This window comes from Sphingomonas sp. 2SG (assembly GCF_005503285.1).
Lineage (GTDB): Bacteria > Pseudomonadota > Alphaproteobacteria > Sphingomonadales > Sphingomonadaceae > Sphingomonas > Sphingomonas taxi.
In genome coordinates, this window is the sequence record NZ_SCMZ01000004.1 from 1 (window position 1) to 25,883 (window position 25,883).

The 25,883-nt window shown below is 68.2% G+C and carries 29 protein-coding genes; 14 read left to right on the forward strand and 15 right to left on the reverse strand.

Annotated features, from left to right (window positions below; genetic code table 11):
- Together FFS23_RS20570 and FFS23_RS02840 are read left to right on the forward strand one after the other, a co-directional pair.
- Positions 1–581 (forward strand): cold-shock protein (locus tag FFS23_RS20570; protein WP_137897374.1); only part of this gene is annotated, 581 nt, incomplete at its 5' end.
- A gap of 327 nt (positions 582–908) precedes the next feature.
- Positions 909–1,760 carry a glutaminyl-peptide cyclotransferase gene (locus FFS23_RS02840; protein WP_137897375.1) on the forward strand — a complete coding sequence of 284 codons (852 nt, stop codon included), beginning with the start codon at positions 909–911 and terminating at the stop codon, positions 1,758–1,760.
- 24 nt (positions 1,761–1,784) lie between these two features.
- On the opposite strand, the gene FFS23_RS02845 is transcribed toward FFS23_RS02840, so the two are convergent.
- From FFS23_RS02845 to FFS23_RS02860, 4 genes are all read right to left on the reverse strand, one after another.
- Positions 1,785–3,359, reverse strand: a complete 1,575-nt coding sequence (locus FFS23_RS02845) for a cisplatin damage response ATP-dependent DNA ligase (protein ID WP_137897376.1) — start codon at positions 3,357–3,359, stop codon at positions 1,785–1,787.
- Positions 3,360–3,577: 218 nt separating this feature from the next.
- On the reverse strand, positions 3,578–4,069 hold the full coding sequence (locus FFS23_RS02850; protein ID WP_038661620.1) for a Dps family protein: 492 nt from the start codon (positions 4,067–4,069) through the stop codon (positions 3,578–3,580).
- Between the two features lie 97 nt (positions 4,070–4,166).
- Complete coding sequence (locus FFS23_RS02855; protein WP_137897377.1) at positions 4,167–4,733, reverse strand: TMEM165/GDT1 family protein; 567 nt, start codon at positions 4,731–4,733, stop codon at positions 4,167–4,169.
- Between the two features lie 4 nt (positions 4,734–4,737).
- The gene (locus FFS23_RS02860; RefSeq protein WP_245640883.1) at positions 4,738–5,076 is read right to left on the reverse strand and encodes a hypothetical protein; all 339 of its coding nucleotides are present in this window, start codon (positions 5,074–5,076) and stop codon (positions 4,738–4,740) included.
- A 174-nt stretch (positions 5,077–5,250) separates the two neighbouring features.
- Here FFS23_RS02860 and rpmG point away from each other — a divergent pair, with 174 nt between their 5' ends.
- Positions 5,251–5,418 (forward strand): 50S ribosomal protein L33, encoded by a 168-nt coding sequence (gene rpmG, locus FFS23_RS02865; RefSeq protein ID WP_017977469.1) that lies wholly within the window; start codon positions 5,251–5,253, stop codon positions 5,416–5,418.
- A gap of 410 nt (positions 5,419–5,828) precedes the next feature.
- Here the strand turns inward: rpmG and FFS23_RS02870 are convergent, their stop codons facing one another.
- On the reverse strand, positions 5,829–6,191 hold the full coding sequence (locus FFS23_RS02870) for a response regulator (RefSeq protein WP_137897378.1): 363 nt from the start codon (positions 6,189–6,191) through the stop codon (positions 5,829–5,831).
- Between the two features lie 37 nt (positions 6,192–6,228).
- On the opposite strand from FFS23_RS02870, the gene FFS23_RS02875 reads away from it, so the two are divergent.
- The 4 genes from FFS23_RS02875 (at position 6,229) to FFS23_RS02890 (ending at position 8,933) form a co-directional block, all read left to right on the forward strand.
- Positions 6,229–6,504: a DUF3572 domain-containing protein gene (locus FFS23_RS02875; RefSeq protein WP_137897379.1), complete on the forward strand. Its 276-nt coding sequence runs from the start codon at positions 6,229–6,231 to the stop codon at positions 6,502–6,504.
- Entirely contained in the window at positions 6,501–7,121 is a 621-nt protein-coding gene (locus tag FFS23_RS02880; protein ID WP_137897380.1) for an HAD family hydrolase, read from the forward strand. The genes FFS23_RS02875 and FFS23_RS02880 overlap by 4 nt, the downstream gene beginning before the upstream one ends.
- Before the next feature lie 121 nt (positions 7,122–7,242).
- On the forward strand, positions 7,243–7,707 hold the full coding sequence (locus FFS23_RS02885) for a RidA family protein (protein WP_137897381.1): 465 nt from the start codon (positions 7,243–7,245) through the stop codon (positions 7,705–7,707).
- Between the two features lie 89 nt (positions 7,708–7,796).
- On the forward strand, positions 7,797–8,933 hold the full coding sequence (locus tag FFS23_RS02890; protein ID WP_137897382.1) for a GNAT family N-acetyltransferase: 1,137 nt from the start codon (positions 7,797–7,799) through the stop codon (positions 8,931–8,933).
- On the opposite strand, the gene FFS23_RS02895 is transcribed toward FFS23_RS02890, so the two are convergent.
- Together FFS23_RS02895 and FFS23_RS02900 are read right to left on the reverse strand one after the other, a co-directional pair.
- Positions 8,914–10,533, reverse strand: coding sequence for a hypothetical protein (locus FFS23_RS02895; RefSeq protein WP_249340492.1), 1,620 nt, complete (start codon positions 10,531–10,533; stop codon positions 8,914–8,916). The two genes, FFS23_RS02890 and FFS23_RS02895, sit on opposite strands and share 20 nt — an antisense overlap.
- A gap of 249 nt (positions 10,534–10,782) precedes the next feature.
- Positions 10,783–12,000 carry an argininosuccinate synthase gene (locus tag FFS23_RS02900; protein ID WP_137897383.1) on the reverse strand — a complete coding sequence of 406 codons (1,218 nt, stop codon included), beginning with the start codon at positions 11,998–12,000 and terminating at the stop codon, positions 10,783–10,785.
- Positions 12,001–12,132: 132 nt separating this feature from the next.
- Between FFS23_RS02900 and FFS23_RS02905 the strand changes: the two genes are divergently transcribed.
- Positions 12,133–12,531, forward strand: coding sequence for an EF-hand domain-containing protein (locus FFS23_RS02905; protein ID WP_137897384.1), 399 nt, complete (start codon positions 12,133–12,135; stop codon positions 12,529–12,531).
- 129 nt (positions 12,532–12,660) lie between these two features.
- Here FFS23_RS02905 and FFS23_RS02910 read toward each other — a convergent pair whose 3' ends face one another.
- The 3 genes from FFS23_RS02910 to FFS23_RS02920 are packed head-to-tail and all read right to left on the reverse strand — an operon-like array spanning position 12,661 to position 15,359.
- On the reverse strand, positions 12,661–13,890 hold the full coding sequence (locus FFS23_RS02910; protein ID WP_137897385.1) for an SAM-dependent methyltransferase: 1,230 nt from the start codon (positions 13,888–13,890) through the stop codon (positions 12,661–12,663).
- Between the two features lie 18 nt (positions 13,891–13,908).
- Complete coding sequence (locus FFS23_RS02915; RefSeq protein WP_137897386.1) at positions 13,909–14,655, reverse strand: molybdopterin-dependent oxidoreductase; 747 nt, start codon at positions 14,653–14,655, stop codon at positions 13,909–13,911.
- The gene (locus tag FFS23_RS02920; RefSeq protein ID WP_137897387.1) at positions 14,652–15,359 is read right to left on the reverse strand and encodes a cytochrome b/b6 domain-containing protein; all 708 of its coding nucleotides are present in this window, start codon (positions 15,357–15,359) and stop codon (positions 14,652–14,654) included. Before FFS23_RS02920 ends, FFS23_RS02915 begins: the two co-directional genes overlap by 4 nt.
- Before the next feature lie 26 nt (positions 15,360–15,385).
- On the opposite strand from FFS23_RS02920, the gene FFS23_RS02925 reads away from it, so the two are divergent.
- Positions 15,386–16,003 carry a flavin reductase family protein gene (locus tag FFS23_RS02925; protein WP_137897388.1) on the forward strand — a complete coding sequence of 206 codons (618 nt, stop codon included), beginning with the start codon at positions 15,386–15,388 and terminating at the stop codon, positions 16,001–16,003.
- 9 nt (positions 16,004–16,012) lie between these two features.
- Here the strand turns inward: FFS23_RS02925 and FFS23_RS02930 are convergent, their stop codons facing one another.
- From FFS23_RS02930 to FFS23_RS02945, 4 genes are all read right to left on the reverse strand, one after another.
- Positions 16,013–16,771 carry a sulfite exporter TauE/SafE family protein gene (locus tag FFS23_RS02930; protein WP_283214436.1) on the reverse strand — a complete coding sequence of 253 codons (759 nt, stop codon included), beginning with the start codon at positions 16,769–16,771 and terminating at the stop codon, positions 16,013–16,015.
- Positions 16,764–17,948, reverse strand: a complete 1,185-nt coding sequence (gene rlmN, locus FFS23_RS02935; RefSeq protein WP_483852552.1) for a dual-specificity RNA methyltransferase RlmN — start codon at positions 17,946–17,948, stop codon at positions 16,764–16,766. The genes FFS23_RS02930 and rlmN overlap by 8 nt, the downstream gene beginning before the upstream one ends.
- Before the next feature lie 86 nt (positions 17,949–18,034).
- A complete protein-coding gene (locus tag FFS23_RS02940) occupies positions 18,035–18,502 on the reverse strand; it encodes a hypothetical protein (RefSeq protein ID WP_137897389.1) in 468 nt (155 codons plus the stop codon).
- Positions 18,499–19,140 (reverse strand): histidine phosphatase family protein, encoded by a 642-nt coding sequence (locus tag FFS23_RS02945; RefSeq protein WP_137897390.1) that lies wholly within the window; start codon positions 19,138–19,140, stop codon positions 18,499–18,501. The genes FFS23_RS02940 and FFS23_RS02945 overlap by 4 nt, the downstream gene beginning before the upstream one ends.
- Positions 19,141–19,320: 180 nt before the next feature.
- Here FFS23_RS02945 and dnaN point away from each other — a divergent pair, with 180 nt between their 5' ends.
- Entirely contained in the window at positions 19,321–20,436 is a 1,116-nt protein-coding gene (gene dnaN / locus FFS23_RS02950) for a DNA polymerase III subunit beta (protein WP_137897391.1), read from the forward strand.
- Positions 20,437–20,527: 91 nt separating this feature from the next.
- Complete coding sequence (locus FFS23_RS02955) at positions 20,528–21,499, forward strand: lactonase family protein (RefSeq protein ID WP_171009334.1); 972 nt, start codon at positions 20,528–20,530, stop codon at positions 21,497–21,499.
- A 79-nt stretch (positions 21,500–21,578) separates the two neighbouring features.
- Here the strand turns inward: FFS23_RS02955 and FFS23_RS02960 are convergent, their stop codons facing one another.
- On the reverse strand, positions 21,579–22,466 hold the full coding sequence (locus FFS23_RS02960) for an SGNH/GDSL hydrolase family protein (RefSeq protein ID WP_249340493.1): 888 nt from the start codon (positions 22,464–22,466) through the stop codon (positions 21,579–21,581).
- 111 nt (positions 22,467–22,577) lie between these two features.
- Between FFS23_RS02960 and FFS23_RS02965 the strand changes: the two genes are divergently transcribed.
- The 3 genes from FFS23_RS02965 to FFS23_RS02975 are packed head-to-tail and all read left to right on the forward strand — an operon-like array spanning position 22,578 to position 25,524.
- Complete coding sequence (locus FFS23_RS02965; protein WP_137897394.1) at positions 22,578–23,672, forward strand: 8-amino-7-oxononanoate synthase; 1,095 nt, start codon at positions 22,578–22,580, stop codon at positions 23,670–23,672.
- The gene (gene bioD, locus FFS23_RS02970; protein ID WP_137897395.1) at positions 23,669–24,286 is read left to right on the forward strand and encodes a dethiobiotin synthase; all 618 of its coding nucleotides are present in this window, start codon (positions 23,669–23,671) and stop codon (positions 24,284–24,286) included. The genes FFS23_RS02965 and bioD overlap by 4 nt, the downstream gene beginning before the upstream one ends.
- Entirely contained in the window at positions 24,283–25,524 is a 1,242-nt protein-coding gene (locus tag FFS23_RS02975; RefSeq protein WP_137897396.1) for an adenosylmethionine--8-amino-7-oxononanoate transaminase, read from the forward strand. The genes bioD and FFS23_RS02975 overlap by 4 nt, the downstream gene beginning before the upstream one ends.
- Positions 25,525–25,883 lie beyond the last annotated feature (359 nt).

A 25,883-nucleotide genomic window follows, 5' to 3' on the forward strand; every position in this document is an offset into this window, starting at 1 on the left:
GCGGCGGGTTCAGCGGCGGTGGTCGCGGCATGCCTCCCCAGGTCGTCGGCGAAGGCACTGGCGTAGTCAAATTCTTCAACGCGCAGAAGGGCTTCGGCTTCGTCGTCCGTGATGACGGCGGCGAGGACGTGTTCGTGCACATCTCGGCCGTCGAACAGGCCGGCATGAGCGCACTCGCCGAGGGTCAGCCGCTCGGCTTCACCCTGGTCGATCGTGGCGGCCGCATCTCGGCGACCGAGCTGAAGATCGACGGCGAGCCGATGGCCGTGACCGAGCGCGCTCCTCGCGAGCCGCGCGAAGGCGGCTTCGGCGATCGTGGTCCGCGTCCGGGTGGTGCCGGTGGCGCGCCGCAGCGTCAGCTGACCGGTGAGAAGGCGACGGGTACCGTCAAGTTCTTCAACGCGATGAAGGGCTTCGGCTTCATTCAGCGCGACGACGGCCAGCCCGATGCGTTCGTGCACATCTCGGCGGTCGAGCGTGCCGGCATGTCGACCCTCAACGAGGGCGACAAGCTGCAGTTCGAGCTCGAAGTCGATCGTCGCGGCAAGTACGCCGCGGTGAACCTGTCGGCCGCGTCGTAACGGTCCCGACCCTTTAACGAAAAGCCCGGCCCCGCGACCTGCGGTGCCGGGCTTTTTGCGTTTTGGGGTTCGGGTATTCGCCACGACGTCCGTCGTGGGGCGGGGCTTCGCCATAAGGGCGTTCAAGCAGGCGTTCAGGGATTCCGAACACCATAGACGTTGTATTGCCTGGCTCTGGGCTCCTGCTTTCGCAGGAGCACGGCCCGGTTGTTCCGGTGACGAGGACTTTCGCAAAAGCCTCGAATTGCCCTGCCGTCGACGCGGGGATGACGGCCGGGCCGGTGCGGGCTATGCCGCGGGACGCCGCGTCGGCCGAGAGATGAGGACATGCGTGTGGTGAAGGTGACATTGGGGCTCGGGCTGCTCGGCGCGATCGCCGCGTCGGCGTGGCAGGCGCCCCCCCCGGCGAGTCCGCCCGCGGCGCAGGCCGTCCCCGCCACGCCGGCGGCACCGGCCGAAGCCGGCGTCCCGGTCTACGCCGCCACCGTCGTCGCGCGGCTGCCGCACGATACCGGCGCCTTCACCGAGGGCCTGCTGTTCTGCGGCGGCGACCTCTACGAAAGCACCGGCAAGGAGGGCGCATCCGACATCCGCCGCGTTGGCCTCGCCGATGGCAAGGTCGCGGCGCGCGCACGGCTGAGCCCGGAGCTGTTCGGTGAGGGTATCGGTTGCGTCAAGAACAGCCTGCTCAGCCTGACGTGGAAGACCGGCATCGGCTTCCGCTGGTCGCTGCCCGCGCTCAAGCGGATCGGCCAGCCGTTTCATTATGCCGGCGAAGGCTGGGCGTTGACCGGCGACGGACGCACGCTGATCCTGTCGGATGGCACGCCGACGTTGCGGCGGATGGACCCGGCGACGTTCGAGGAGCGGGGGCGGATCACGGTTACGCTCAACGGACGGCCGTTGGCCAAGCTCAACGAGCTCGAATACGTCCAGGGCCGCATCCTCGCCAATGTGTGGATGACCGGTTTCATCGCGCGGATCGATCCCGCGACGGGCAAGGTCGACGGCCTGATCGATCTGCGCCCGCTGCTCGCCGAAATCCACAATCCCGATCCCGACGCGGTGACCAATGGCATCGCCTATGATGCCGCGCACGACCGGTTGTTCGTGACGGGCAAATATTGGCCGACCTTGTTCGAAATCCGGATCGGCGAAGAGGTCGGCCGAGCCGGATAGGTCCCGCTCGCGCGACGTCGGGCGTCAGGTCACCAGCCGGCGCAGCGTCTCGACGCGATCCGCTTCCGCGGCGGGCTTGTCCGTCCTGATCCGCGCGATTCGGGGGAAGCGCATCGCGACACCCGATTTGTGGCGCGTCGAACCGTGGATCGAGTCGAACGCGATCTCCAGCACCATCGTCTTCTCCACCTCGCGCACCGGGCCGAAACGCGCGAGCGTGTGGCGGCGCACGAAGCCGTCGAGCATCTTCAATTCCTCGTCGGTGATCCCCGAATAGGCCTTGCCGACGGGGAGCAACTCGCCGTCCTCGGTCCAGCAGCCGAAGGTGTAATCGCTGTAATAAGACGAGCGTCGGCCGCTGCCGCGCTGTGCGTACATCATCACGCAATCGGCGGTGAGCGGGTCGCGCTTCCATTTGTACCAAAGGCCGGCGCGACGACCGCCGACATAGGGCGAATCGCGGCGCTTGAGCATCACGCCTTCGATCGCCGCGTCGCGCGCGCCGGCGCGGATCGCTTCCAGCTCGGTGAAGCTAGCGGCGTCGATCACCTGGCTGAGGTCGAACCGGTCGGGGTCGAGGCGGGGGACGAAGGCTTCGAGTCGCTGCCGTCGTTCGCTCCACGGCAGCGGACGCAAATCCTCGCCGCCGTCGAACAACAGGTCGTAGACGCGGACGAAGGCCGGATAGTCGGCGAGCATCTTCGCCGACACGGTCTTGCGGCCGAGCCGCTGTTGCAGCGCGTTGAAGCTGGCGGCCTCGCCGCCCTGCGCGTCGCCCTTGACCAGCAATTCGCCGTCGATCGTGCCGGGGGTGGAGAAAGCCGCGGCGACGTCGGGGAAACTGCCGGTGACGTCGTCGCCGGTACGGCTGTAGAGCCGCGTCTGGCCGGCGACGTGGACGATCTGGACGCGGATGCCGTCCCATTTCCACTCGGCGGCATAATCGGCGAGGTCGACCTGCGCGTCCTCCAGCCCGTGCGCGAGCATGAACGGGCGGAAGACGGGGACATCGGCCGCGGTGGGTTGCTCGCCGGTGCCATCGGCCCAGGCGAACAGGCTGGCATAGGGTGGGGTGAGGCCGTGCCAGACCTCCTCGACCGCATCGACGTCGAGCCCGAACGCCTGTGCCAAGGCGGTCTTGGCGAGGCGCGCGGAGACGCCGATGCGCAATGCCCCGGTTGCCATCTTGAGGAGCGCGAACCGCTCCTCCGAATCGAGCCGATCGAGCATCGCGGCGAGCACCGCGGGTGCGTCGGAACGCGAGAGGTGGCGCAGCGCGTCGACCGCGGCGCTGATCGACAAAGGCGCGCCCGCGGGGGCGGGGACGGGCGCGGGCCACAGCAAGGCGACCGTCTCGGCGGTGTCGCCGACATAGTCGCGGCTCATCCGGAACAGCACGGGATCGACGCGCGCCTCGATCAACGCGCGGATCTGCGCCGGTTTGACGCCGGGCAGATCGAGGTCGCCGGTCAGCGCCGCCATCGCCCAACCGCGATCCGGATCGGGCGTCGCGAGCAGATAATCGACGATGAGCTTGAGCTTGGCGTTCCGCCCACGCGTGTAGATGAGCGAATCGAGGAGCGCGGCGAAGGCGTGCATGAAGGGGGAACGCGCGGTCGGGTGAAGCGCTCCGTCGGTGTCGCTTATGCGGTCATGGACAGTACGGGAAACGTCCGACACGCCCACCCGTCATGCCGGATTGGTTCCGCCATCCACCGGTCCGCCAAAGAGCGGCTTGTTGCTCCGGCGGTCCGGTGGACCCCGGAACGAGTCCGGGGTGACGGTGGGGTCAAGATGGTAGCTGATGCGATAACGGCTCAGCCCTTGCGGCTGGCCTCGAACAGGAACCAGGCGCGTTCCTCGGCCTGGTCGGTCCATTCGTCGACGATGCCGCTGGTGGCATTGTCCTTCGCCTCTTCGGCGGCGTCCTTCACGACGCGGAAGCTTTCGACCAGCTTGAGATTGTCCTCGCGCAGTTCGGCCAGCATCGCGCCGGCATCGACGAAGTCGAGGTCGTTGTCGGCGATCGTCTGGCGGCGGCTGATGTCGCCGATCGAGCGCAGCGTCGTGTTGCCGGTCTTGCGCACGCGCTCGGCGATCGCATCGGTGACGCCAAGGATCTGCGCCGCCTGATCGTCGAGCAGCAGGTGATAGTCGCGGAAATGCGGTCCCGAGACGTGCCAGTGGAAGTTCTTGGTCTTCAGATACAGCGCATAGCAATCGGCGAGCGACGAATTGAGCGCATCCGCCACCGAGCGGGTGTTGCTGAGGTCGGTCGGCGTGTTCAGCGCCGGGTTGATGTCGGCCATGGAAATCTCCGTGGGAAAGGAATCGTTGCGGCAACGATCCGATAGCCGAAACGCTCCCGGTGCAGCAGCCATTTTGCGCATGTCGATGATCGACGGATCAGATCAGGCGCAGCGCGGAAAGCCCCAGTCCGATCGCAGCTAGCACGAACAGGACGCCGATGATCCGGCGCAGCGTGACCAGCGGCAGGCCGGTCCAGCCCGCCTCGCCCAGGATCGCGGCGGGGGCGATCACCGCGAGCGAGCCGAGCATCGCCCCGATCGCGGCCAGCCACGGCAATTGCGCCCGCGCGGCCAATGCGAGGACGATGAATTGTACGCCGTCGCCGAAGGCGAGGATGAACAGGCCGATCAGGCTGGTCAGCGCCGCGCCGAGGCGCCAGCCGGCGAGCCGGTCGGGTGGCTTGACCGGGAACAGCGCACCACCGCCCTGGAACAGCAGCGCCAGCGCGAGGAAAAGCTGCCTGGCCTCCGGTGTCAGCCGAGGTGCCAGCAACGCACCCGCGGCTGCGGCGAGCAGCCCGGCGCCGAGCAGCGCCACCGCCGCCGCGGCGATCACCAGCCCCGGCGCGCGATACCGGTCCGAGAGGATCGACGCGAGCCATGCGGGCCGATCGCCGACTTGCGCAAAAGCGGCCGCGACCAGCGCCGCCATCAGCGCGTCCATGGCGTCAGCCCGCCAGCCGCACCGAACAGGCGGCAGCGAAGGTGTCGCAGGCGCGCACGTCCTGCCGCTCGCTGGCGATCGCATCGCCGAGCATCCGCAGCCAGCCATGGAGCAGCGCGCCCTGTTCGCCACGCGACAGCGCCGAGTCGACGAAATGGGCGACGGTCACCGCGGGATTGAGTCCGTTGCGGTGGGCGATCAGGCGGATCTGGTTGATGTCGGGCTTGAGGTCGCTGGCGCAGCTGTAGGGCGCCTTGACGTCGATCGCGGCGATTCGTGCCGACAGATCGGCGCGCACCGCATCCAGCTCGTCCGCCTGCCGCTCGATTCGCCGCGCCATCATCCTCGCCCCCGTGTTTTCTGCCGCAATCCTGGGCCGCCAAAGGTAATGGGGTGGTTAAGACGACTGCTGCGGCATGGCCATGGTTGACTTTCGCGCGCCGCTGGCCCATGCGCCGCGACTGATCGAGCGGCTGCGTTGGTGCTGCCGCTCTCCTTGTTTTCAGGATTAGGGCTCATGGCCAAGCCGACTACCGTCAAGATCAAGCTCGTCAGCACCGCCGACACCGGTTTCTTCTACGTCACCAAGAAGAACCCGCGGACGAAGACCGAGAAGCTGAGCTTCAGCAAGTATGATCCCGTCGTGCGCAAGCACGTCGAGTTCAAGGAAGCCAAGATCAAGTAAGCGGCCGGGCGGCGCAGCGCGCCGCCGCCGTTTGCCAACATACGCAAGAGCCGCCGGTGCATGGGCGCCGGCGGCTTTTCGCATGCGCCGTCGCCCTGCGACTAACGCCTTGATCCGGGCGCGCTTCGGACACATTGCGTTCATCTTCTTTCGGCATAGCGAACACTGGCGGCTGGATCCTCCGGCTGCCCTGTATCGCGTCACTACGGGCCAAGGGCGGTGTTCTCTCCATGAGGATGCCGCCCTTGGTTTGTGTGGTGGCGAAGGTCGCCGCGCTGGGTGGCGGGAACCGGACCGGCAATGTCACGTTTTCTTCAGGCTTGCAGCATCCGGCCCTTCTCGGGGGGCGGGGGTCTGGAAGCGCGCGGCGCCCTGTCGAAGCCTCGCCGGCTCGGCAGGGCGTCTTTCCGTCAAAGCAGCGCGTTCACCGCGTCCATGAAACGGGCGAGGCTGATCGGCTTCGACACGTAGGAGCGTGCGCCGGCGGCGCGGATGCGCTCCTCGTCGTCGCGGCCGGCATAGGCCGTCACCGCCATCACCGGGATATCGCGCAATTGCTCGTCGGCCATCAGTTCGAGGATCAGCTCATAGCCGGTGACGTGCGGCATCTGGATATCCATGACGATCAGGTCCGGACCGAAGGCGCGTGCGCGCGCCACCGCCTCGCGCCCGTCGCGCACCGGCTCGGCGGTCATGCCGTGCGCGCGCAACAGGTCGCAGAACAGTTTCAGATTGAGTTCGTTGTCCTCGACAACGAGTACCCGTTTCGCCACGTGCGTCACCAACCCTTCCGATAATGGACGATAGGCAATGCGCGCGCGCGATACAAACATCCCCGATCCCGAGGTGCTCGCCCTGCAGGCCCTGGTGTGGGCGATCGGCGAGCCCGACCGCGCCGACCGGCTGATCGCGGTCACCGGCCTGTTCCCCGACGATCTGCGCGCCCGTGCCGGCGAGCCGGCGGTGCTGGGTGCGGTGATCGAATATCTCGAATCCTACGAACCCGATCTGATCGCCTGCGCCCGCGCGCTCGGCGTTCCCCCGGAGGCGCTGGTCGGCGCCCGCCAGGCCTTGGAGCTGCGATGAAACCGTTGTTGATTACCGATTGCGACGAGGTGCTGCTGCACATGGTGAAGCATTTCGGCGCCTGGGTCGGCGAGGCGCACGACATCGACTTCACGCCCGACGGTGCCGATTTCGCAAACAGTATGCGCCGTCGGGACGGCGGCCCCGCGCCGACGCGCGAGGAGATGTGGGACATGCTCGGCGGTTTCTTTCCGGCAGAGATGCACCGCCAGACGCTGGTGCCGCATGCTGCCGAGGCCCTCGCGCGGCTGGCGGCGCAGGCGGACATCGTCGTGCTCACCAACATCACCGATGCGTGCAAGCCGGCGCGGATCGAACAATTGGCGCGATTCGGCATCGCGCATCGCGTCGAATGCAATCAAGGCGGCAAGGGCGAGCCGGTCGCGCGATTGCGCGCGGACTATGGCGACCCGGTGACGGTGTTCGTCGACGATCTCGCCGTGCACCACGAATCGGTCGCGCGCCACGCGCCCGAGGTGCACCGGCTGCACATGGTGTCGGAGCCGACGCTGGCCCCCAACGTACCACCCGCCGCCTTCGCGCACGCGCGGATCGACGATTGGCGCGAGGCGGCGGACTGGATCGCGGCGCGGTTCGACGCTGGGGTGGCAGCCTAGTTATCCCCTTCGCTTCGTCATCCCCGCCTAAGCGGGGCTGACGCGGGGGGTGGCGACGGCGTTCCACCCGCCCGCCGAATCGGCTAAGCGCCCCCGATCATTTCCCCGAAAGGACCCAGCCATGACCACCCATGTCGATCGCAAGCTCGAGGAACTCGGCCTGTCGTTGCCCGAAGCCGCGGCGCCCGTCGCCGCTTACGTGCCGGTGGTCGAGGCGGGCGGTCTGCTCCATCTGTCGGGGCAGCTGCCGTTCAGGGCGGGGCAGCTCGTCACCGGCCGACTCGGCGACGGCGTGTCGCTGGAGGACGGGCAGGAGGCCGCGAAACTCTGCGGGCTGATGATCGTCGCGCAGGTGAAGAAATATCTCGGCGGCGACCTGTCGCGGGTGAAGCGGATCGTCAAGCTTGGCGTGTTCGTCAATTCGGCGGCCGATTTTACCGACCAGCCGAAGGTCGCCAATGGCGCGTCGGAGCTGATGGTCGCGCTGTTCGGCGACGCCGGCAAACATGCGCGCAGCGCGGTCGGCGTGCCGGTGCTGCCGCTCGGCGCGGCGGTCGAGGTGGATGCGATCGTCGAACTGGTGTGATTTCCGGGAGGGGGCGTGGTTGACGCCCCCTCCGCAAGTCGGTGCCGAGCGCCTATATCCGTCGCGATGACCTTTACGATCCTCGCCGCATGACCCAGGTCGCCGCCCGCCTCGTCGATGGCGTCCGTGCGATCCCGGCCGACCAATGGGACGCCTGCGCCGGTACCGGCAACCCCTTCGTCCGCCACGCCTTTCTCGCCGCGCTCGAAGAGTCGGCCAGCACCGGCGGGCGATCGGGGTGGCAGCCGATCCCGATCGTCGTCGACGGTGCCGACGGGGCGCCCGCCGCGATCGCTCCCGCCTATGCCAAGAGCCACAGCCAGGGCGAATATGTCTTCGACCATGCCTGGGCGGACGCGTGGGAGCGGGCGGGGGGCCATTATTATCCCAAGCTCCAGATCGCCGCGCCGTTCAGTCCGGTGCCGGGACCGCGCCTGCTGCTGCGCGAGGAGAGCGCCGGTCCGGCGCTGATCGCGGCGCTCGAAGCGGTGACCGACCAGCACGGCCTGTCGTCGGCGCATGCGACCTTCGTCAGCCCGGAGCAGGTGCCGTTGTTCGAACAGGCGGGCTGGCTGATCCGCGAGGGCACGCAATTCCACTGGGCCAATCAGGGCTATAAGAGTTTCGACGATTTCCTCGCCGCGCTCGCCAGCCGCAAGCGCAAGGCGATCCGCAAGGAGCGCGAGGCGGCGGTACAGGGGCTGACGATCCGTCATCTCTCCGGTGCAGAGATCCAGGCGGAACATTGGGACGCGTTCTGGACCTTCTATCAGGATACGGGCAGCCGCAAATGGGGGCGGCCGTATCTGAACCGCAGCTTTTTCCCGATGCTTGGCGAGCGGATGGGCGACGACGTGCTGTTGATCCTCGCCGAGCGGGACGGCACACCGATCGCGGGGGCGCTCAACCTGATCGGCGCGGACACGCTCTACGGTCGCTATTGGGGCTGTACCGAGGAGGTGCCGTTCCTCCATTTCGAGCTATGTTACTATCAGGCGATCGACGCCGCGATCGCGCGCGGGCTCAAGACGGTCGAGGCGGGCGCGCAGGGCGAGCACAAATTGGCGCGCGGCTATGTGCCGGTGCCGACGTGGTCGGCGCATTACATTCCCGATGCGGGCTTCCGTCGCGCGATCGCCGACTTCCTTGTCCGCGAGCGCGCCGCGGTGGCGGACGAGCAGAGCTATCTCGCCGAGCTGGCGCCGTTCAGGAAGGGAGAAGGCTGACCGGCCGGCGCCGTGGCGGCAGCAGATCGGGGTCGAGCGTCACGTCCGGGCGGCGGCGGTCATCGATCCGATAGAGGACGTCGCGGCCGCTGCGCCAGATCGGCGTCAGGCCGGTCAGGAATGCGGGTTCGACCGGCGCCGGATTGATCAGCCAGACATAGTCGAAGGCATCGCGCGGCAGATAGGCAAGCGAGACGCGCAACGGCCGCCACCATTCGCCGCGGCAGCGCCGGTCGGTGACGAGCTGCGACGGATCGTGCGCGAAGCGGCCGGCGGGGGTGTAGCGGACGGTGAGCAACTGCCCGCCAGCCATCGACCATTGATCGTTGGCGTAGGCGATGCGCCGTTCGAGCGCGATGCCGGCGGCATGTTCGAGCCGCGAATAGAGCCATTCGTCGCGGCAGGTGCGACCGACCATGGTCAGCAATCGCGCGCCCCGCGGGACGTGGTCGAGCGCAGCGAGCGTGCGGTCGTATTCGCGGTCGAATTGCAGATAGCTGATCGTCGTGCCGACCAGCCGCGCGCCGCAGAAGAGCAGGCCGAGCGCGGCCAATGTCGAGGCGCCGCGGAACGACAGGCCGTGGCGGGGACGCAACGCGATCAGCGCGATCGCGATCACGAACGGCGCGAGCCGCATGTCGGCATAGGCCGAGCCGAAGACGATCCGCGGCAGCAGCACGAAGATCGCGGTCAGGAACAGCGTCGAAAGCAGCAGGTTGCGCGAATATTCGACGCGATGGTCGCGGACGCCCTTGAGCAGGATGATGAACAGCACGGTGGCGGAGGCGAGGTCGAAGGCCATCCAGCGGTCGCGCAACACCATGATGATCCAGCCGACCTTGGCACGCCAGTTGAACCAGTCCATCGTCTTGCCGGTGACGTGATCGCCCGAACGCCACAGCACCATCATCGCGAACGGCAAAGCGAGCGGCAGGCAGCCGATGGCGGCACGCGTCCAGCTCTCCAGCCAATGGCCGCCGCGGCCGTCCTTGCGCAGGTCGTGCTGGCGGACCATCTCGGCGGAGAAGGCGAGGATGCCGAGCACCCCCCAGCCGAAGGTGTGGCAGACCCACAAGGCGCAGGACAAAGGCACGAACAGGATCGCGCGCAGCTTGAGGCTGCCGAGCCGGCCCATCCGCAGCCACAGCGCGAACAGGTTGAGCGCCAGCGCCATCGACAGCGCGAAATTCACGAAGCCGAACTGGAAGGGGTAACTGTAGGCGAGCGGCAATGCGAACAGCGCGGTGGCGGGAATGCGGCCGTGCACCTCGCGCGCGATCCACAGCAATCCCGACACGGTGAGTGCGGGGATCGCCATGATGATCAGCTTGACGGCGAGTTCGAGGCCGAAGATCGGCGCGAGCGGCTCGATAAGCAGGTCGACGCCGAGGTTGCCGATCAACGCCCAGCGGAAATCGTACCATTCGGCGAGCCACGGATAGGCGGCGCCGTCGAGCTGGACGCGATAGCGCCCCATATGCCCGGGCAGATCGACCAGCGGCGGGATGTCGGGCCACAACAACGGGATCACCGCCGCGATCACCATCGCCACGACGAACCACCGCGTTTGCCACCAGTGCAGCTTATGCCCCTGCATCATCCTGCCTTAGTGGGTAGGAACCGCGTCCGACAAGCATTGTCGTGCCGGGTGCGCCGAATGGAGGCGGCGGGGCTCGTGACCGGACCACCCACATCCGTCACCCCGGACTCGTTCCGGGGTCCACTCTGCGGCGAGGCGCGGGGCTGGAGCCTCCGGCCGTGCCCTTGCGGATGGGTGGACCCCGGAACGAGTCCGGGGTGACGGTTTGGTGCGGGCAGGCGTCGTAACCACGCCATGCCGCTCCGCGAATCAGGCGTCGCGGCGGCCTAGCAGGCGAAGGCGCAGCGCGTTGAGTTTGATGAAGCCTGCCGCGTCGCGCTGGTCGTAGGCGCCCTGATCGTCCTCGAAGGTCACGACCTTTTCCGAATAGAGCGAATTGGGCGACCTGCGGCCGACGATATAGACGCCGCCCTTGTAGAGCTTGAGGCGGACGGTGCCGCTGACCTTCGCCTGGCTGTGGTCGATCGCCGCCTGCAGCATCTCGCGCTCGGGGCTGAACCAGAAGCCGTTATAGACCAGCTCGGCGTAACGCGGCGCGAGTTCGTCCTTGAGGTGCGCGGCGCCGCGGTCGAGCGTGATCTGCTCGATGCCGCGATGGGCGAGGTGATAGATGGTGCCGCCCGGCGTCTCGTACATGCCGCGGCTCTTCATGCCGACGAAGCGGTTCTCGACGAGGTCGAGGCGGCCGATGCCGTGACGGCGGCCGAGTTCGTTGAGCTTGGTCAGCAGCGTCGCCGGGCTGGTCGCCTCGCCGTTCAGCGCCACGCCGTCGCCGCGCTCGAAATCGATCGTGATATATTCGGGGGCGTCGGGCGCGTCCTCGGGGTTTACGGTACGCGAATAGACATAATCCGGCACCTCCTGCCACGGATCCTCAAGCACCTTGCCCTCCGACGAGGTGTGCAGGAGGTTCGCGTCGGTGGAGAAGGGCGATTCGCCGCGCTTGTCCTTGGCGACCGGGATCTGATGCTGTTCGGCGAATTCGATCAGCCGGGTGCGGCTGGTCAGGTCCCATTCGCGCCACGGCGCGATCACCTTGATGTCGGGCGCGAGGGCGTAATAACCGAGCTCGAAGCGGACCTGGTCGTTGCCCTTGCCGGTCGCGCCGTGGCTGACCGCATCGGCGTTCACCTGACGGGCGATCTCGATCTGGCGCTTGGCGATCAGCGGCCGCGCGATCGAGGTGCCGAGCAGATACAGCCCTTCATACAGGGCGTTGGAGCGCATCATCGGGAAGACGTAATCGCGTACGAATTCCTCGCGCAGATCGTCGATGAAGATATGCTCGGGCTTGACGCCGGCCATCTGCGCCTTCTGCCGCGCGGGCTCCAGCTCCTCGCCCTGGCCGAGGTCGGCGGTGAAGGTCACCACCTCGCAATTATACGTCTGTTGCAGCCACTTCAGGATCACGCTCGTATCCAGCCCACCCGAATAGGCGAGAACGACACGGTTGATCTGATCGGTCACGGCAGCATCCTTGGCTATGGTCGGGTCGCCGCGCCCCTAGGCTCCTGCGCGCGCCTGCGCAACGGTTGCGTTCACGGTGGGTTTAATCGCCGGCCGCTAGTATCGCGGTCGATCCCTTTTTTCGGAGACGTCATGTTTCGTCCGTTGCTCGCCGCTCTGCTCGTCCTGATGCTCGCCACGCCGATGGTGGCGGCGCAGGCGATCGATCCCAAGCTGAAGGCCGAGTTCGACCGCTCCGACGCCAATCACGACGGCGTGCTGACCCGCGCCGAGATCGACGCGCGCGTCGCACGGATGGACGTCGGCAAGAACAAGATGCCGCCAGGCAAGGCCAAGGCGATCAGCACCGCCTGGTTCAACACCGCCGACGCCAATCACGACGGCAAGGTGACGCCCGCCGAGATGCAGGGCCTGTTCCGCGCGCTGGCGTCGCGATACGACACCAACCACGACGGCGTGGTGAGCCTCGAGGAACGGACCGCCGCGCGTGCGGCGATCATCGCGCCGGCGCCGGTGCCCAAGGCGCGCTAGGGCTTCCAATTCGCCCACTTACCGTCATCCCCGCGGAGGCGGGGATCCATAGACGCTGACGTTGCGCCTCTAGCCGTGTGGTCCGCGCGTATGGATCCCCGCCTGCGCGGGGATGACAGAATGATGTTCTCAGTATCCCCGCAGCTTCCGTTCGCCCTCGAACATATAGTCGCGGGTGATCGGCAGTTCGGTGCGGCTGCGGCTGAACTGGATCTGGAAATTGACCAGCCCGCCATTCTCGAACGCATTGGCCGCGCCGGCGAGGTAGAAGGTCCACATCCGGTAGAAGCGTTCGTCGTACAAGGCGATGATCGCGTCGCGGGCGGCCACCGTCCGGCGATACCATTCGTACAGCGTATAGGCGTAATGGAGGCGCAGGACCTCGACGTCGGTGAGGAACAGCTTCAGCCCTTCGAACGCCGCGATCGTCTCCGACAGTGCCGGATTATAGCCGCCGGGGAAGATATATTTGGTCGTCCAGTCGTCGGTAACGCTGGGCGGCCCGAGCCGGCCGATCGTGTGGATCAGCGCGACGCCGCTCGGCGTCAGCAGGTCGCGGCATTTGCGGAAATAGGCGCGATATTGCGGCGGCCCGACATGTTCGAACATGCCGACCGAGACGATGCGGTCGAACTGGCCCTCGACGCGGCGATAGTCGATCAGCTCGAACTTGACCCGGTCGGCGACGCCCGCCGCCGCGGCACGTTCGCGCGCGATCTTGAGCTGTTCCTCGGACAGCGTCACGCCGAGCACTTCGACGCCGAAATGCTTGTTGAGATACAGCGCCATGCCGCCCCAGCCGCAGCCGATGTCGAGCACCCGCATGCCCGGCCGCAGCGCCAGCTTGGCGGCGATATGCGCGAGCTTGTCGCTCTGCGCCTGTTCGAGGCTGTTGTCCGGGTCGGTGTAGTAAGCGCAGCTGTACTGTTTGTCGGCGTCGAGGAAGAGGTCGTAGAGCCGCGCCGACAGGTCGTAGTGATGCGCGACGTTCTTCTTGGAGCGGCGCTCCATGTTGATCCGGTCGAGCCGGTGCTTCACCGCGCCGAAGCCGCGGACGAAGGCGGAGGGTTGCAGCGCGTTCTGGCCGGCTTCCCACGCGCTGTTGCGCTTCATCAGCTGGACGAGGCCCATGATGTCGTCGCCGTCGACGGTCATCCGGCCGTCCATATACATCTCGCCGGCGGCGAGCGCGGGGTTGCGGACGATCCGTCCGGCGACGCCATTGTCCTGGAACCGGAGCTGGATATGGCCGAGCTCGGGATCGGGGGTGCCGAAGGTGGCGGGCGGTTTGCCGGGACGGTGGAGGGTGAGTTGGCCACGCTTGACGGCGCGGCTGAGGAACATATCGATCAGCGCCATGCGCGCTGCCTTAATCCGCTAGATGCCCGCATACCAATCGTAATCGACATTGTCCTCCCAATAGCCGCCCTTGCCCTTGCCGATGGTGGCGAGGCTGGCGACCGCGTCGATCCCGGTGACGTATTTGGCGTGCTTGTAGCCGAGCTGGCGCTCGACGCGCAGCCGCACCGGCGCGCCGTGCGGCACGGTCAGCCGCGCACCGTTCATCTTGAGCGCGAGGATCGTCTGCGGATGGAAGGCGTCGATCGTGTCGATCGATTCGTAATAGGGCTGGCCGTTGTAGAGGTCGGCGCAGGTGAAGACGACGTAGCGCGCGGTGTTGCGCATCCCCGCCGCCTTCAGCACGGTGCCGAGCATCGGCCCCTGCCACTGGCCGATCGCGCTCCAGCCCTCGACGCAATCGTGGCGGGTGATCTGGCTGCGGGAGGGCATCGACGCGAGCTGGTCGAGCGACAGCGCCAGCGGCCGGTCGACGAGGCCGCCGACCTTGAGGCGGTAGCTGGCGAATTGGTCGGCGACCATCGCGGCGTAATCGGGTGTGCCGGGATCGCGCGTGCCGTTGGCGCGGAAGATCGGCGACATCTGCTCGCGGGTGAATTCGGGTGCGAGCGCACCGCGGTCCAATAGCGCGCGTTGCAGGCCGCGGTGCATGTCCTCGCCGGCGAACAGGATCTTGCGCGCCTGTGGGATCGCGGCGACCTTGTCGCAGCCGGCGAGCAGCAGCCCGGCGCCTGCCGTCAGGAGCGAGCGGCGGGGGAGGATCATGCCTCGGGGACCTTCCACTTGCCGGTGACCATCGCGCGCAGTTCGTTGCCCGCGCCGGCGAGGATGACGAGCGCGACATGGACGACGATGAAGCCGCCGATCAGCGTCGCGGCGACGAGATGCAGCGAGCGCGCCGACTGGCGGCCGCCGAACAGGTCGAGCAGCCACGGCCAGGCGGCATCCATCCCCGGCGACAGCGCCAGCCCGGTGAAGATCATCAGCGGCAGCGCGAGGAAGAGGACGAGGATATAGCTCCATTTCTGGAGACTGTTGTACGCGCCGGGATCGTCGGCGTCGTGGAAGCGCAGGTTAAGGTGATCGCGGACGTCTTCGGCAAGATGGGCAAGGTTGACGTCGGCGCGGCGCAGCGCGAGCTTGCGTGCGAAATGGCGGTTGACCAGGCTGACGATCATATAGCCGAGCAGGCCGAAGGCGAAGACGAGCGCGAACAGCAGATGCCAGCGACGCGAGATAGCGAGATTGTAATTGGCGGGGATCGTGATCCACGCCGGGAAGCGCGGCAATTGCGCCCAAGCGTGATCGAAATTGGCGCCGTATCGTCCCCAATAGAGCCGCGGATGCGCATTGGAGATGCCGAGCCCGCTGCCGAGCAGGATGATGACCGCGACGGCGTTGATCCAATGCCAGACGCGCGTCGCCAACGCATGGCGCAGGATGGATGTACCGGGGGCGATTGGGTCCATATCGCATGCATAGCAGTTAAGCGCCCATGATCGAATGGCATTTCTACGAACCGCGCGACGGCCACCGGTTGCCGCACGACCCGCTCAACGCGATGGTCGCGCCGCGACTGATCGGCTGGATCAGCAGCGTCTCCGCCGAGGGCGTGCGCAACATCGCGCCCTACAGCTTCTTCAACGTGATCAATTATACGCCGCCGCTGATCGCCTTTTCCTCGATGGGCTGGAAGGACAGCGTCGCCAATATCGACGCGACCGGCGAGTTCGTCTGGAACCTCGCGACGCGCGATCTCGCCGAGGCGATGAACGCGACTGCGGCGATCGTCCCGCCCGAGGTCGACGAGTTCGATCTCGCCGCGCTCGACACGCTGCCGTCGCGGCTGGTCGCGCCGCCGCGGGTGGCGGCGAGTCCGGTGGCGTTCGAATGCAAGCTGACGCAGATCCTGCGCCTCACCGACCGCCATGGCACGGAGCTCGATCAGTATTTGGTGATCGGCGAGGCGGTGGGCATCCATATCGACACCGCGATGCTGGAGGACGGCGTCTACCAGACCGCTCGCGCCCGCCCGATCCTGCGCGGGGGCGGGCCGGCGGATTATTTCGAGGTCACGCCCGAAACACGGTTCGAGATGCGCCGGCCGGGATAAGCGGTCGTCTCAGCCGTAGGCGCGCCAGAAGAACACCGCGGTGGTCACGGTGGTGACCAGCAACGTCCAGCCCCGGATCACGCCGGGCGGCAGGCTGCGCCCGACCAGCGCACCAAGATAGCCGCCGGCGATCGAGCCGATCATCATCGGCAGGCACAAGGCCCATGCCACCATGCCGCTGGCGACGAAGACGATCGTCGCCGCGCTATTGGCGACCGCGAGCATCAGCGTGCGCGGCGCGGCGAGTTCGGCGGGGCTCGCGCCGGTCAGCAGCCCCCACATCGCGGTCAGCATCATGCCGACGCCGCCACCGAAATAGCCGCCGTAGATGCCGAGCAGCGCCTGTCCCGCAACGAGGCTGCGCGGTCCTGCCGAGAAGCGCGCGCTCAGCCAGTCGGAAGCGTGGCGGCCGAGCGCGATCGCGATCGTCGCGGCGAGCAGCAGCCACGGCACGATGACGTCGAACGCGCGCGCCGGCGTCCAGGCGAGCAGCAGGCTGCCAGCGAGTCCACCCATGAAGGTGATGCCGGCAAGCGTCCGCACCCCGACGCCGCCCAGCGGCGCCAGCCCGCCCCGATAGGCCCAGGCGCTCGCGACCGCGCCGGGCTGGACCGCGACGTTGCTGGTCGCGTTGGCGACGGTGGAGGGCAGGCCGAGCGCGATCAGCGTCGGCATCGTCGCGAACGAGCCGCCGCCGGCGAGCGCGTTCATCGCCCCGCCGAGCAGACCCGCGCCCGCCGCAAGGGCGAGCGTGACCGGATCAGCCAAGCGCGGCCATCTTTTCGTCGGCCTCGCGATCCATCTGCGCGCGGCTCTTCTTCTCGGCGGCGGTCTTGAGCTGGCCGCAGGCGGCGTCGATGTCGCGGCCGCGCGGGGTGCGCACCGGCGCCGAAATGCCGCCCTCGAAGATGATGTCGCTGAACCGCCGGACGCGTTCGGGCGTCGACGTGTCATAGGCGGCGCCCGGCCACGGGTTGAACGGGATCAGATTGACCTTGGCGGGCAGGTCGTATTTGCGCAGCAGGCGGACGAGTTCGTGCGCCTCGGCATCCGAATCGTTCTTGTCCTTGAGCATCACATATTCGAACGTGATGCGGCGCGCATTGTTGGCGCCGGGATAGTCGGCGCAGGCCTGCAACAGCTCCTCGATGCCGTATTTCTTGTTGAGCGGCACGAGTTCGTCGCGCACCTCCTTGGTCACCGCATGCAGCGAGACCGCGAGATTGACGCCGATCTCCTCGCCGGCGCGCGCCATCATCGGCACGACGCCGCTGGTGCTGAGCGTGATGCGGCGCTTCGACAGCGCGAGGCCGTCGCCGTCCATCACCAGCTTAAGCGCATCGCGCACCGCGTCGAAATTGTAGAGCGGCTCGCCCATTCCCATCATCACGATGTTGGTAAGCATGCGGCCTTCCGGCTGGCTCGGCCATTCGCCGAGCGCGTCGCGTGCGAGCATCACCTGACCGACGATCTCGCCCGCGGTGAGGTTGCGGACGAGGCGCATCGTGCCAGTGTGGCAGAAGCGGCAGTTGAGCGTGCAACCGACCTGGCTCGACACGCAGAGCGTCCCGCGATCGGCGTCGGGGATGAACACCGCCTCGTAATCCTGCCCGTCGGGCGAGCGCAGCAGCCATTTGCGCGTGCCGTCGGTCGACACCTGCGCCTCGACCACCTCCGGCCGGCCGATGACGAAGCGCTGTTCGAGCCACGGATGCATCGTCTTGGAGATGTCGGTCATCGCCGAGAATTCGGTGGCGCCGCGATTGTAGAGCCAATGCCAGATCTGCTTGGCGCGCAGCTTCGCCTGCCGCAGCTCCATGCCGGCGTCGAGCAGCGTCTGGCGCAACTCGTCCTTGCCGAGGCCGATCAGGTCGATCCGCCCGTCCTCGCGAAAGGTCTTGGCGCGCGGCACGGGCACGGGATCGATATGGCCCGGAATGGGCATGGGGGGAGCAACGCTGTCGAGCATCGCCGGCATATAGGCGAAAACGGCGTGATTTGCCATGCCTTCGGGAACGCGCGGCGTGGCGGCTAGCGGACGCACCCCAAGGCGGCCGCGTCGATCGCGGTGGCGGCACCGGCGAGCAGGTAGACGTCGGCGAACGGTCTCCCGCCGGTGGCGACCGCCTCGACGCTCATGCTGCGGCCGGAGCGGATCGCGGTGACGATCGCATGATCGCTCGGGCCGTCGGTCGCCCAGGCGTCGAGGCCGTTGGCGGCGAGGTCGAAGCGGCGCTCGCCGACGGTCAGCGTCACCGGTGCCGAACGGTCGCGCGGGCGCGACAGGCGGACGTGGAGCGAGGCCCGCAAACCGCGCCCCGGCCAGGTCGCGACGCTCGCCCAGCCCGTGCTGCGGCCGCCGGCGGTGACCGGCCGCGCGATCGCATAGCAGCGTGCCGGGACCGTATCGCGGAACGCTCCCCAGCTTCGATAGACGCCGATCGTGTCGCGCGCCCCCGCCGGCGCGGCGATCAGCAGCGCGAGGAGCAGCGCCTTCACGCCGGCGCATGCCCGCTGCCGAGGTGTGCGATCGATTCGCTGCCTTCCTCGATACACACCAACGACCCCTGCGGCAGGCCGGCAGCGATCGGTGCGCCCCATTCGGCATGCGGCGGCGCGCCGGTCATCACGCCGCGCAGCACCCGGCTGGAGATGCCGTGCATGATGACCAGCCGGTCGCCGGGCGCGTCGGTGTCCGCCAGCCAGCCCGAGACGCGCGTGGCGATCTGACGGTAATCCTCGCCATCCGGCGCAGGGCGGAGCAGGCCGTCGGGGGTCACCACCGCGCCGACCGCGTCGATCACCTCGGCATAATAGCGGCCACCCCAGGCGCCCATGCCGATCTCGACCAGCCGCGCATCGGTATGCGCCGCGTGCCAGTCGAGTTCGAGATGTTCGGCGATGACGCTCAGCGTCTGCAACGCGCGGCCGGTCGGCGACGCCCACAGCGTCAGCGCCGGCTTTGCGCCGAGCGTCGCGCGCAACGCCCGCCCCATTTCCTCGGCCTGCGCGAAGCCGGCACGGGTCAGCGGCGTGTGCGGATGGTCGCCCTGCAGGCGCCGCGCGGCGTTGAACACGGTTTCGCCATGCCGGCCGATGAAGTCGCGGCCCTGGCGGGCGGGGGCGGGGAGCGTCATGCCGTCCGTGTCGGATCGCCGCCGGGCAAAAGCAACGGCTTTCACGACCGTCGGCGTGCCGCGCGCTAACCGAGCGTTAACTGGAATCGCCCGAGGGGTCGGCGCGCTTGCTCCAACCCCTTTTTCGTGGGTAGGACAGGGGGAAACTTGCCCCGGACTCGGGGGACGGGGATTAAGAACATGAAGGCGACCATCGAACGCGCAACGCTCCTCAAGGGGCTGAGCCATGTCCAGTCCGTGGTGGAGCGGCGCAACACCATCCCCATCCTGTCGAACGTGCTGCTCGAAGCCACCGCCGAGGGGCAGTTGCGGCTGATGGCGACCGACCTCGATCTGCAGATCAACGAATCGGTGGCGGCGGCGGTCGATCAGCCGGGATCGACGACGGTGTCGGCGCACACCTTGTTCGACATCGCGCGCAAGCTGCCCGACGGCAGCCAGGTCCAGCTCGCCGCGTCGGAAGGGCGGATGTCGATCGTCGCGGGTCGCGCGCGCTTCAGCCTCGGCACGCTGCCGCGCGACGACTTTCCGGTGATCGCCGAGGGCGAGCTGCCGACGCAGTTCGAGATTCCGGCGGAGACGCTGAAGCAGATCATCGACAAGACGCGCTTCGCCATCTCGACCGAGGAGACGCGCTATTATCTCAACGGCATCTTCCTGCACGTTCAGGACGATGCGGCCGAACCGACGCTGAAGGCGGCAGCGACCGACGGTCACCGGCTGGCGCGCGTGACGCTGCCGCGGCCCGAGGGCGCAGCGGGGATGCCCGACGTGATCGTGCCGCGCAAATGCGTCGCCGAACTGCGCAAATTGCTCGACGAGGTCGACGGTTCGGTCGGCGTGTCGCTGTCCGGGACCAAGATCCGCTTCGACCTGGGGCAGGCGGTGCTCACATCGAAGCTGATCGACGGCACCTTCCCCGATTATTCGCGTGTCATCCCGACCGCGAACGACAAGATCCTTAAGCTCGATCCGCGCAGCTTCGAGGAGGGCGTCGACCGCGTCTCGACGATCGCCACCGAAAAGACGCGCGCGGTAAAGATGGCGCTCGATCGCGACAAGATCACGCTGTCGGTGACCAGCCCCGAGAACGGTACCGCGGCGGAAGAGGTGCCGGGCGAATATGTCTCGCTGCCGTTCGAGATCGGCTTCAACAGCCGATATCTGCTCGACATCCTCGGCCAGATCGACGGCGACGTCGTCGAGGTGCATCTCAACGATGCCGCCGCGCCGACGCTGATCCGCGAGAACGACAAGGCACCGGCGCTCTACGTGCTGATGCCGATGCGGGTCTGATCCACTGGCCGATGACGGGTTCGCGCTCGACCGGCGCTCGCTGATCGCCGGGATCGGCGTCAGCATCGCCGTACCCGCCGCAGCGACCCGCGTGGCGGCCGAGGGTGTGGCGGCGTCCTCCGACGGCGGGGCGTTCGCGCTTACCGCGGGCGGCGGCGCACGGCCGCTGGCAATCGGCGACGGTCTCGAATGGGTCGTGCCCGCTGGTGCCGGCGGTCGACTGGCCGTCTTCACGCGCAAGGGCGGCGGACGGCTGATCGGCTTCGATCGTGGCTGGCGTCCGCGCGGCGAGGCGGCGACAGGCGGCGGCGAACCGGTGCATCTGGCGATCGCACCCGATCGATCGGTGGCGGCGGTGGCCGATTACAGCGGCGGGACGGTGTCGCTCCATCGCCTGCGCGACGGTGTGCCGAGCGCGCCGACCCTGATTCGCCATCGCGGTTCCGGACCGGACGCGTCGCGCCAGGCGGGGCCGCATCCGCATTGGGTGGGATTCGGTGCGGACGGGCGCTGGCTCTACGTGGTCGATCTCGGCGCCGATGCGGTGGTCGCGCACCGGATCGAGCAGGGGCGGCCGGTCGAGACCCGGATCGCGTGGCAGGCGCCGGCGGGATCGGGGCCGCGGCATCTCGCCTGGCATCCGACCAAGGGTCTGGCGTATGTCGTCAGCGAACTGGTCAGCACGCTGACGACGCTGCGGATCGAGGCGGACGGCATGCTGACCGCGCTCGACGTGCAGCCGACGCTGCCGGTGGGGAGCAAGGGCTATGTCGGCCATATCGCGGTCGATCCGCAGGGGCGGCGGCTCTATGCCTCCAATCGCGGGCCGAATACGATCGCGGTGTTCGCGCTCGACGATCCGCTGCGGCCGCGGTTGATCGAGCAGGCGCCGTGCGGTGGCGACTGGCCGCGCTTCTTCCTGTTGCGGCCGGAGGCGGGCGAGATGCTCGTCGCCAACGAGCGCAGCCCGGCGATGGCGGTGCTGCCGCTCGGTCGGGACGGCCGGCTGGGGCCGCCGCGGATCGGGCCGGCGGTGCCGAGGGCGCGCTTCGCCGCCTGGTAGGGCGGGCGAGATCTATCCCCTGAGTCTCAAGGCACTTCGACAAGCTCGGTGCGAACGGGCGCGTGCGTGGGTGGGAGGATCAGCCCGCGGCCAATTGCTCGCGGGCGACGAGTTGCAGCGAGGCGGCGAGGTCCGGGGACAGGCCAAGTTCGTCCGCAGCGTGCTCGTTGCGGCCGAGGGTGCGCGGATCGACGCCGGTGATGCGGCCGAACACCATCAGGGCCTCCAGATAATAGCCGGCGATGCTGGCGTGATATTGGTCGTAGGACCAGAAATTGGCCTGGCCGTAGGTGGTGCCGTCATACGGATTGGGATCGGCGACGCCCGCGGCGAAGGCGCGCGTCCATGCCTGGCCGACCGGGATGACGCCGGTGATCGCCGGATGTGCGCGGCGCGCGCGCTCGGCGGCGAGGCGCAGGTCGTCGGCCATCGCGGCGATGCCGCGGCCATACCAGCGGCCGTTCGGCAGATAGGTCTGGTCGGCACGGCTCCACGTGGCCATCAGGTCGATGCGGACCGCCGGATTGCGCGCGCGGAACAGCGCCGCCAACTGGCCGACGCTGCGGATATAGCGGGTCGGGTCGCCGGGGCGGTCGCGATCAAGCGTGCTGAATTCCTGGAGGACGACGACGTCCCAGGCGCGGTCGAACAGATGGCGGCGCTGGTCGTAGTGGAAGGCGAGGCTCTGGCCGCCCTGCGTTTCGAGGCTGACGGCGTAGCGCAGCCCGGCTTCCTCGGTGAATTCCTTGAATAATGCCGGGACGCCGCCATAGCCCGCGCCGGTCAGGTCGGTGACGGTGCCGGCGTGCCAGTTGCGTACCGCCGAATGCGCGCCCTGGGTGAAACTGTTGCCGATGAACAGGATGGTGCGCGGCAGGACGACCGGCGTCGGCCCGCGCTGCGCGGCGGCGGCGGCGGCGGTCGGCAGCGCCAGCAGCAGGAGGGCGGCAAGGAGTCGCCTCGACATCATATGGTCCTTCCGTCGTCGCGCATCGGTCGTGCCGCCGTATCGGATGCGGCGGGGGGATGGCCAGCGCTGGATGATGGCATGCGCCGGCGGTTTCGCTAAGAGGCGGCGATGCTGCAATTCTATCGCGACGATCTTGCCCGGCTGGCGGGCGCGGACCGGCTGAGACGGCTGGTGCCCCGCAGCGGTGCCGATTTCACCTCGAACGATTACCTCGGCCTCGGCGCGTCGGCGCGGCTGCGCGGCGCGGTGGCGGCGGCGCTCGACCGCGGGGTCGGCATCGGATCGGGGGGATCGCGGCTGCTGCGCGGCAACGATCCCGAGCATGAGGCGCTGGAGGCGGAGGCGGCGGCGCATTTCGGCAGCGAGGCGGCGCTGTTCTTCGCCAACGGCTATGCCGCCAATGTCGCGGCGTTCGCGACGCTGCCGCAGCCGGGCGATCTGGTCGTGTACGATGCGCTGATCCATGCGAGCGCGCACGACGGGATGCGGCTGGGGCGGGCGCCGCGGGTGGCGGCGGCGCATAACGACGTGGCGGCGTTCGCGGACGCGATCCGCGACTGGCGCGCCGGCGGCGGCACGGGGACGCCGTGGATCGCGGTGGAGAGCCTCTACGGCATGGACGGCGACCGGGCGCCGCTCGCCGAGCTGGTCGCGCTGGCCGAGCGGCACGAGGCGATGCTGCTGATCGACGAGGCGCATGCGACCGGCGTGTTCGGCGAGGGCGGAAGGGGCCTCGCGGCGCAGCTTCACGACCGGCCGAACGTCGTCACCTTGCATACCTGCGGCAAGGCGCTGGGGGCGGAGGGCGGTCTGCTGTGCGTGCCGCAAGTGCTGCGCGACATGCTGGTCAACCGCGCGCGCGGGTTCATCTTTTCGACCGCGCCGTCGCCGCTGATGGCGGTGGCGGTGCGCGAGGCGCTGCGCATCCTCGCCGACGAGCCGGAGCGGCAGGCGCGATTGTGGGCGCTGGTCGCGGCGGCGGAGGCGGCACTGGGGCGGGCGACGGGATCGCAGATCGTGCCGGTGATCGTCGGCACGGACGGGGCGGCGGTGGCGCTCGCCGAACAATGCCGGGCGGCGGGATACGACGTGCGGGCGATCCGGCCGCCGACGGTGCCGGCGGGGACGGCGCGGCTGCGCGTGTCGATCACGCTCAACGTCGACGCGGCGGCGATCGCCGGACTGGGGGAGGTGCTGCGATGACGCGGACGATGGTGGTGACGGGGACCGATACCGAGATCGGCAAGACGGTGTTCGCCGCGGGCCTCGCGGCGGCGCTGGGCGCGACCTATTGGAAGCCGGTGCAGGCGGGACTCGACGAGGGCGGCGACGGCGATACGGTGCGGCGGCTCGGCGTCGCGAAGGTGCTGCCCGAGGCCTATCGGCTGGCGACGCCCTGTTCGCCGCATCGGGCGGCGGCGATCGACGGGGTGACGATCGATCCCGCGCGGCTGGCGCTGCCGGTGGTCGACGGGCCGCTGGTGGTCGAGGGCGCGGGCGGCGTGCTGGTGCCGCTGGCCGACGATCTGCTCTATGCCGATATGTTCGCGCGCTGGGGAGCACCGGTGGTGCTGGTGGCGCGGACGGCGCTGGGGACGATCAACCATAGCCTGCTGAGCATCGAGGCGTTGCGCCGGCGCGGCGTGCCGATCCTCGGCGTCGCCTTCGTCGGCGAACCGGTCGAGGACAGCGAGGCGACGATCGCGCGGATCGGCGGCGTGAAGCGGCTCGGGCGGCTGGGGCGGATCGCGCCGCTCGATGCGGGCACGCTGGCGCAGGCGTTCGCGGCGGGGTTCAGGACGGAGGATTTCGCATGAGTTCGCCGATCTGGCATCCCTTCACCCAGCATGGTCTCGGCGAGCCGATCCCCACCGTCGTGCGCAGCGAGGGCGCGGCGCTGTTCACCAGGGACGGGCGGCGGATCGTCGATGCGATTTCGAGCTGGTGGGTAACGACGCACGGCCATCGCAGTCCGCGGATCATGGCGGCGATCGCGGCGCAGGCGGAGCGGCTCGACCAGATTATCTTCGCCGGCTGGAGCCACGAGCCGGCCGAGGCGGTGGCGGCGGGGCTGCTGCGGCTGATGCCGGCGGCGCTGACGCGGGTGTTCTTCTCCGATTCGGGATCGACCGCGGTCGAGGTCGCGCTGAAGATGGCGCTGGGATACTGGCTCGACCGCGGCGAACCGCGGCATCGCATCCTCGTGCTCGAACACGGCTATCACGGCGACACCATCGGGACGATGTCGGTGGGGGCGCGGGGGGCGTTCAATCGGGCCTATGCGCCGCTGCTGTTCGATGTCGCGACGATCCCCTTTCCCGCGGCGGGGGCGGAGCAGGCGACGCTCGATGCACTGGAGGCGGCGTGCCGCGACGCGCCGGCGGCGTTGATCGTCGAGCCGCTGATCGTCGGGGCGGGGGGGATGCTGACCTATCCGGCACGGGTGCTTGCCGAGATGCGGGCGATCTGCGCGCGTTATGGCGTGCTGTTCATCGCCGACGAGGTGATGACCGGCTGGGGGCGGACGGGGACGTTGCTGGCGTGCGAGCAGGCCGATATCGTGCCGGATATCCTGTGTCTGTCCAAGGGGTTGACCGGCGGGGCGGTGCCGCTGGCGGTGACGATGGCGACCGAGCCGATCTATCAGGCGCATTACAGCGACGATCGCGCGCGGATGTTCTTCCACTCGTCCAGCTACACCGCCAATCCGATCGCCTGCGCGGCGGCGGCGGCGAATATCGCGATCTGGGAAGACGAGCCGGTGCTGGAACGGGTCACCGATCTGGCGGCGCGGCAGGCGGCGCGGCTGGCCGCGTTGCGCGGGGTGCGCAATCCCCGCGCGTTGGGGACGATCGCGGCGGTCGATCTGGGTGTGGACGGCGCGGATTATCTTTCGGCGCTGGGGCCGCGGTTGTTGGCGTTCTTCCGCGAGCGCGACCTGTTGCTGCGGCCGTTGGGAAATACGGTCTATGTGATGCCGCCTTATTGTATCGACGATGCCGATCTCGGTGCGGTCTATGCGGCGATCGGAGAGGCGGCCGCCAATTGCGGCTGAAATGCGGCAACGTGGACAAGATGGACACCTTAATGGAAACGATCCCCTCCTGATCGTTTCCGTTTTTTGCATCGATGAGAAAGAGCGGTGTTCGGTGTTTGTCTGATAGCAGATCGGTTTTGTGTAGGACAGGATCGGGGGCGCCGGCACAATTGGGTGTGTTCATACGCTCCCGTTTGCTCTGAGCTTGTCGAAGGGCCTGAGTCTCACCGTGCTTCGACAGGCTCAGCACGAACGGGTGGGGGCGGGCGGTGCGCCTCCGCGCCTCCGCGTGAACCCTTCTTGTCTTCGCGTCTTCGCGACTTCGCGTGAGACTCTTCTTTTGCGATGCCGGGTAGTTATCGGTCGATGGCTTCGGT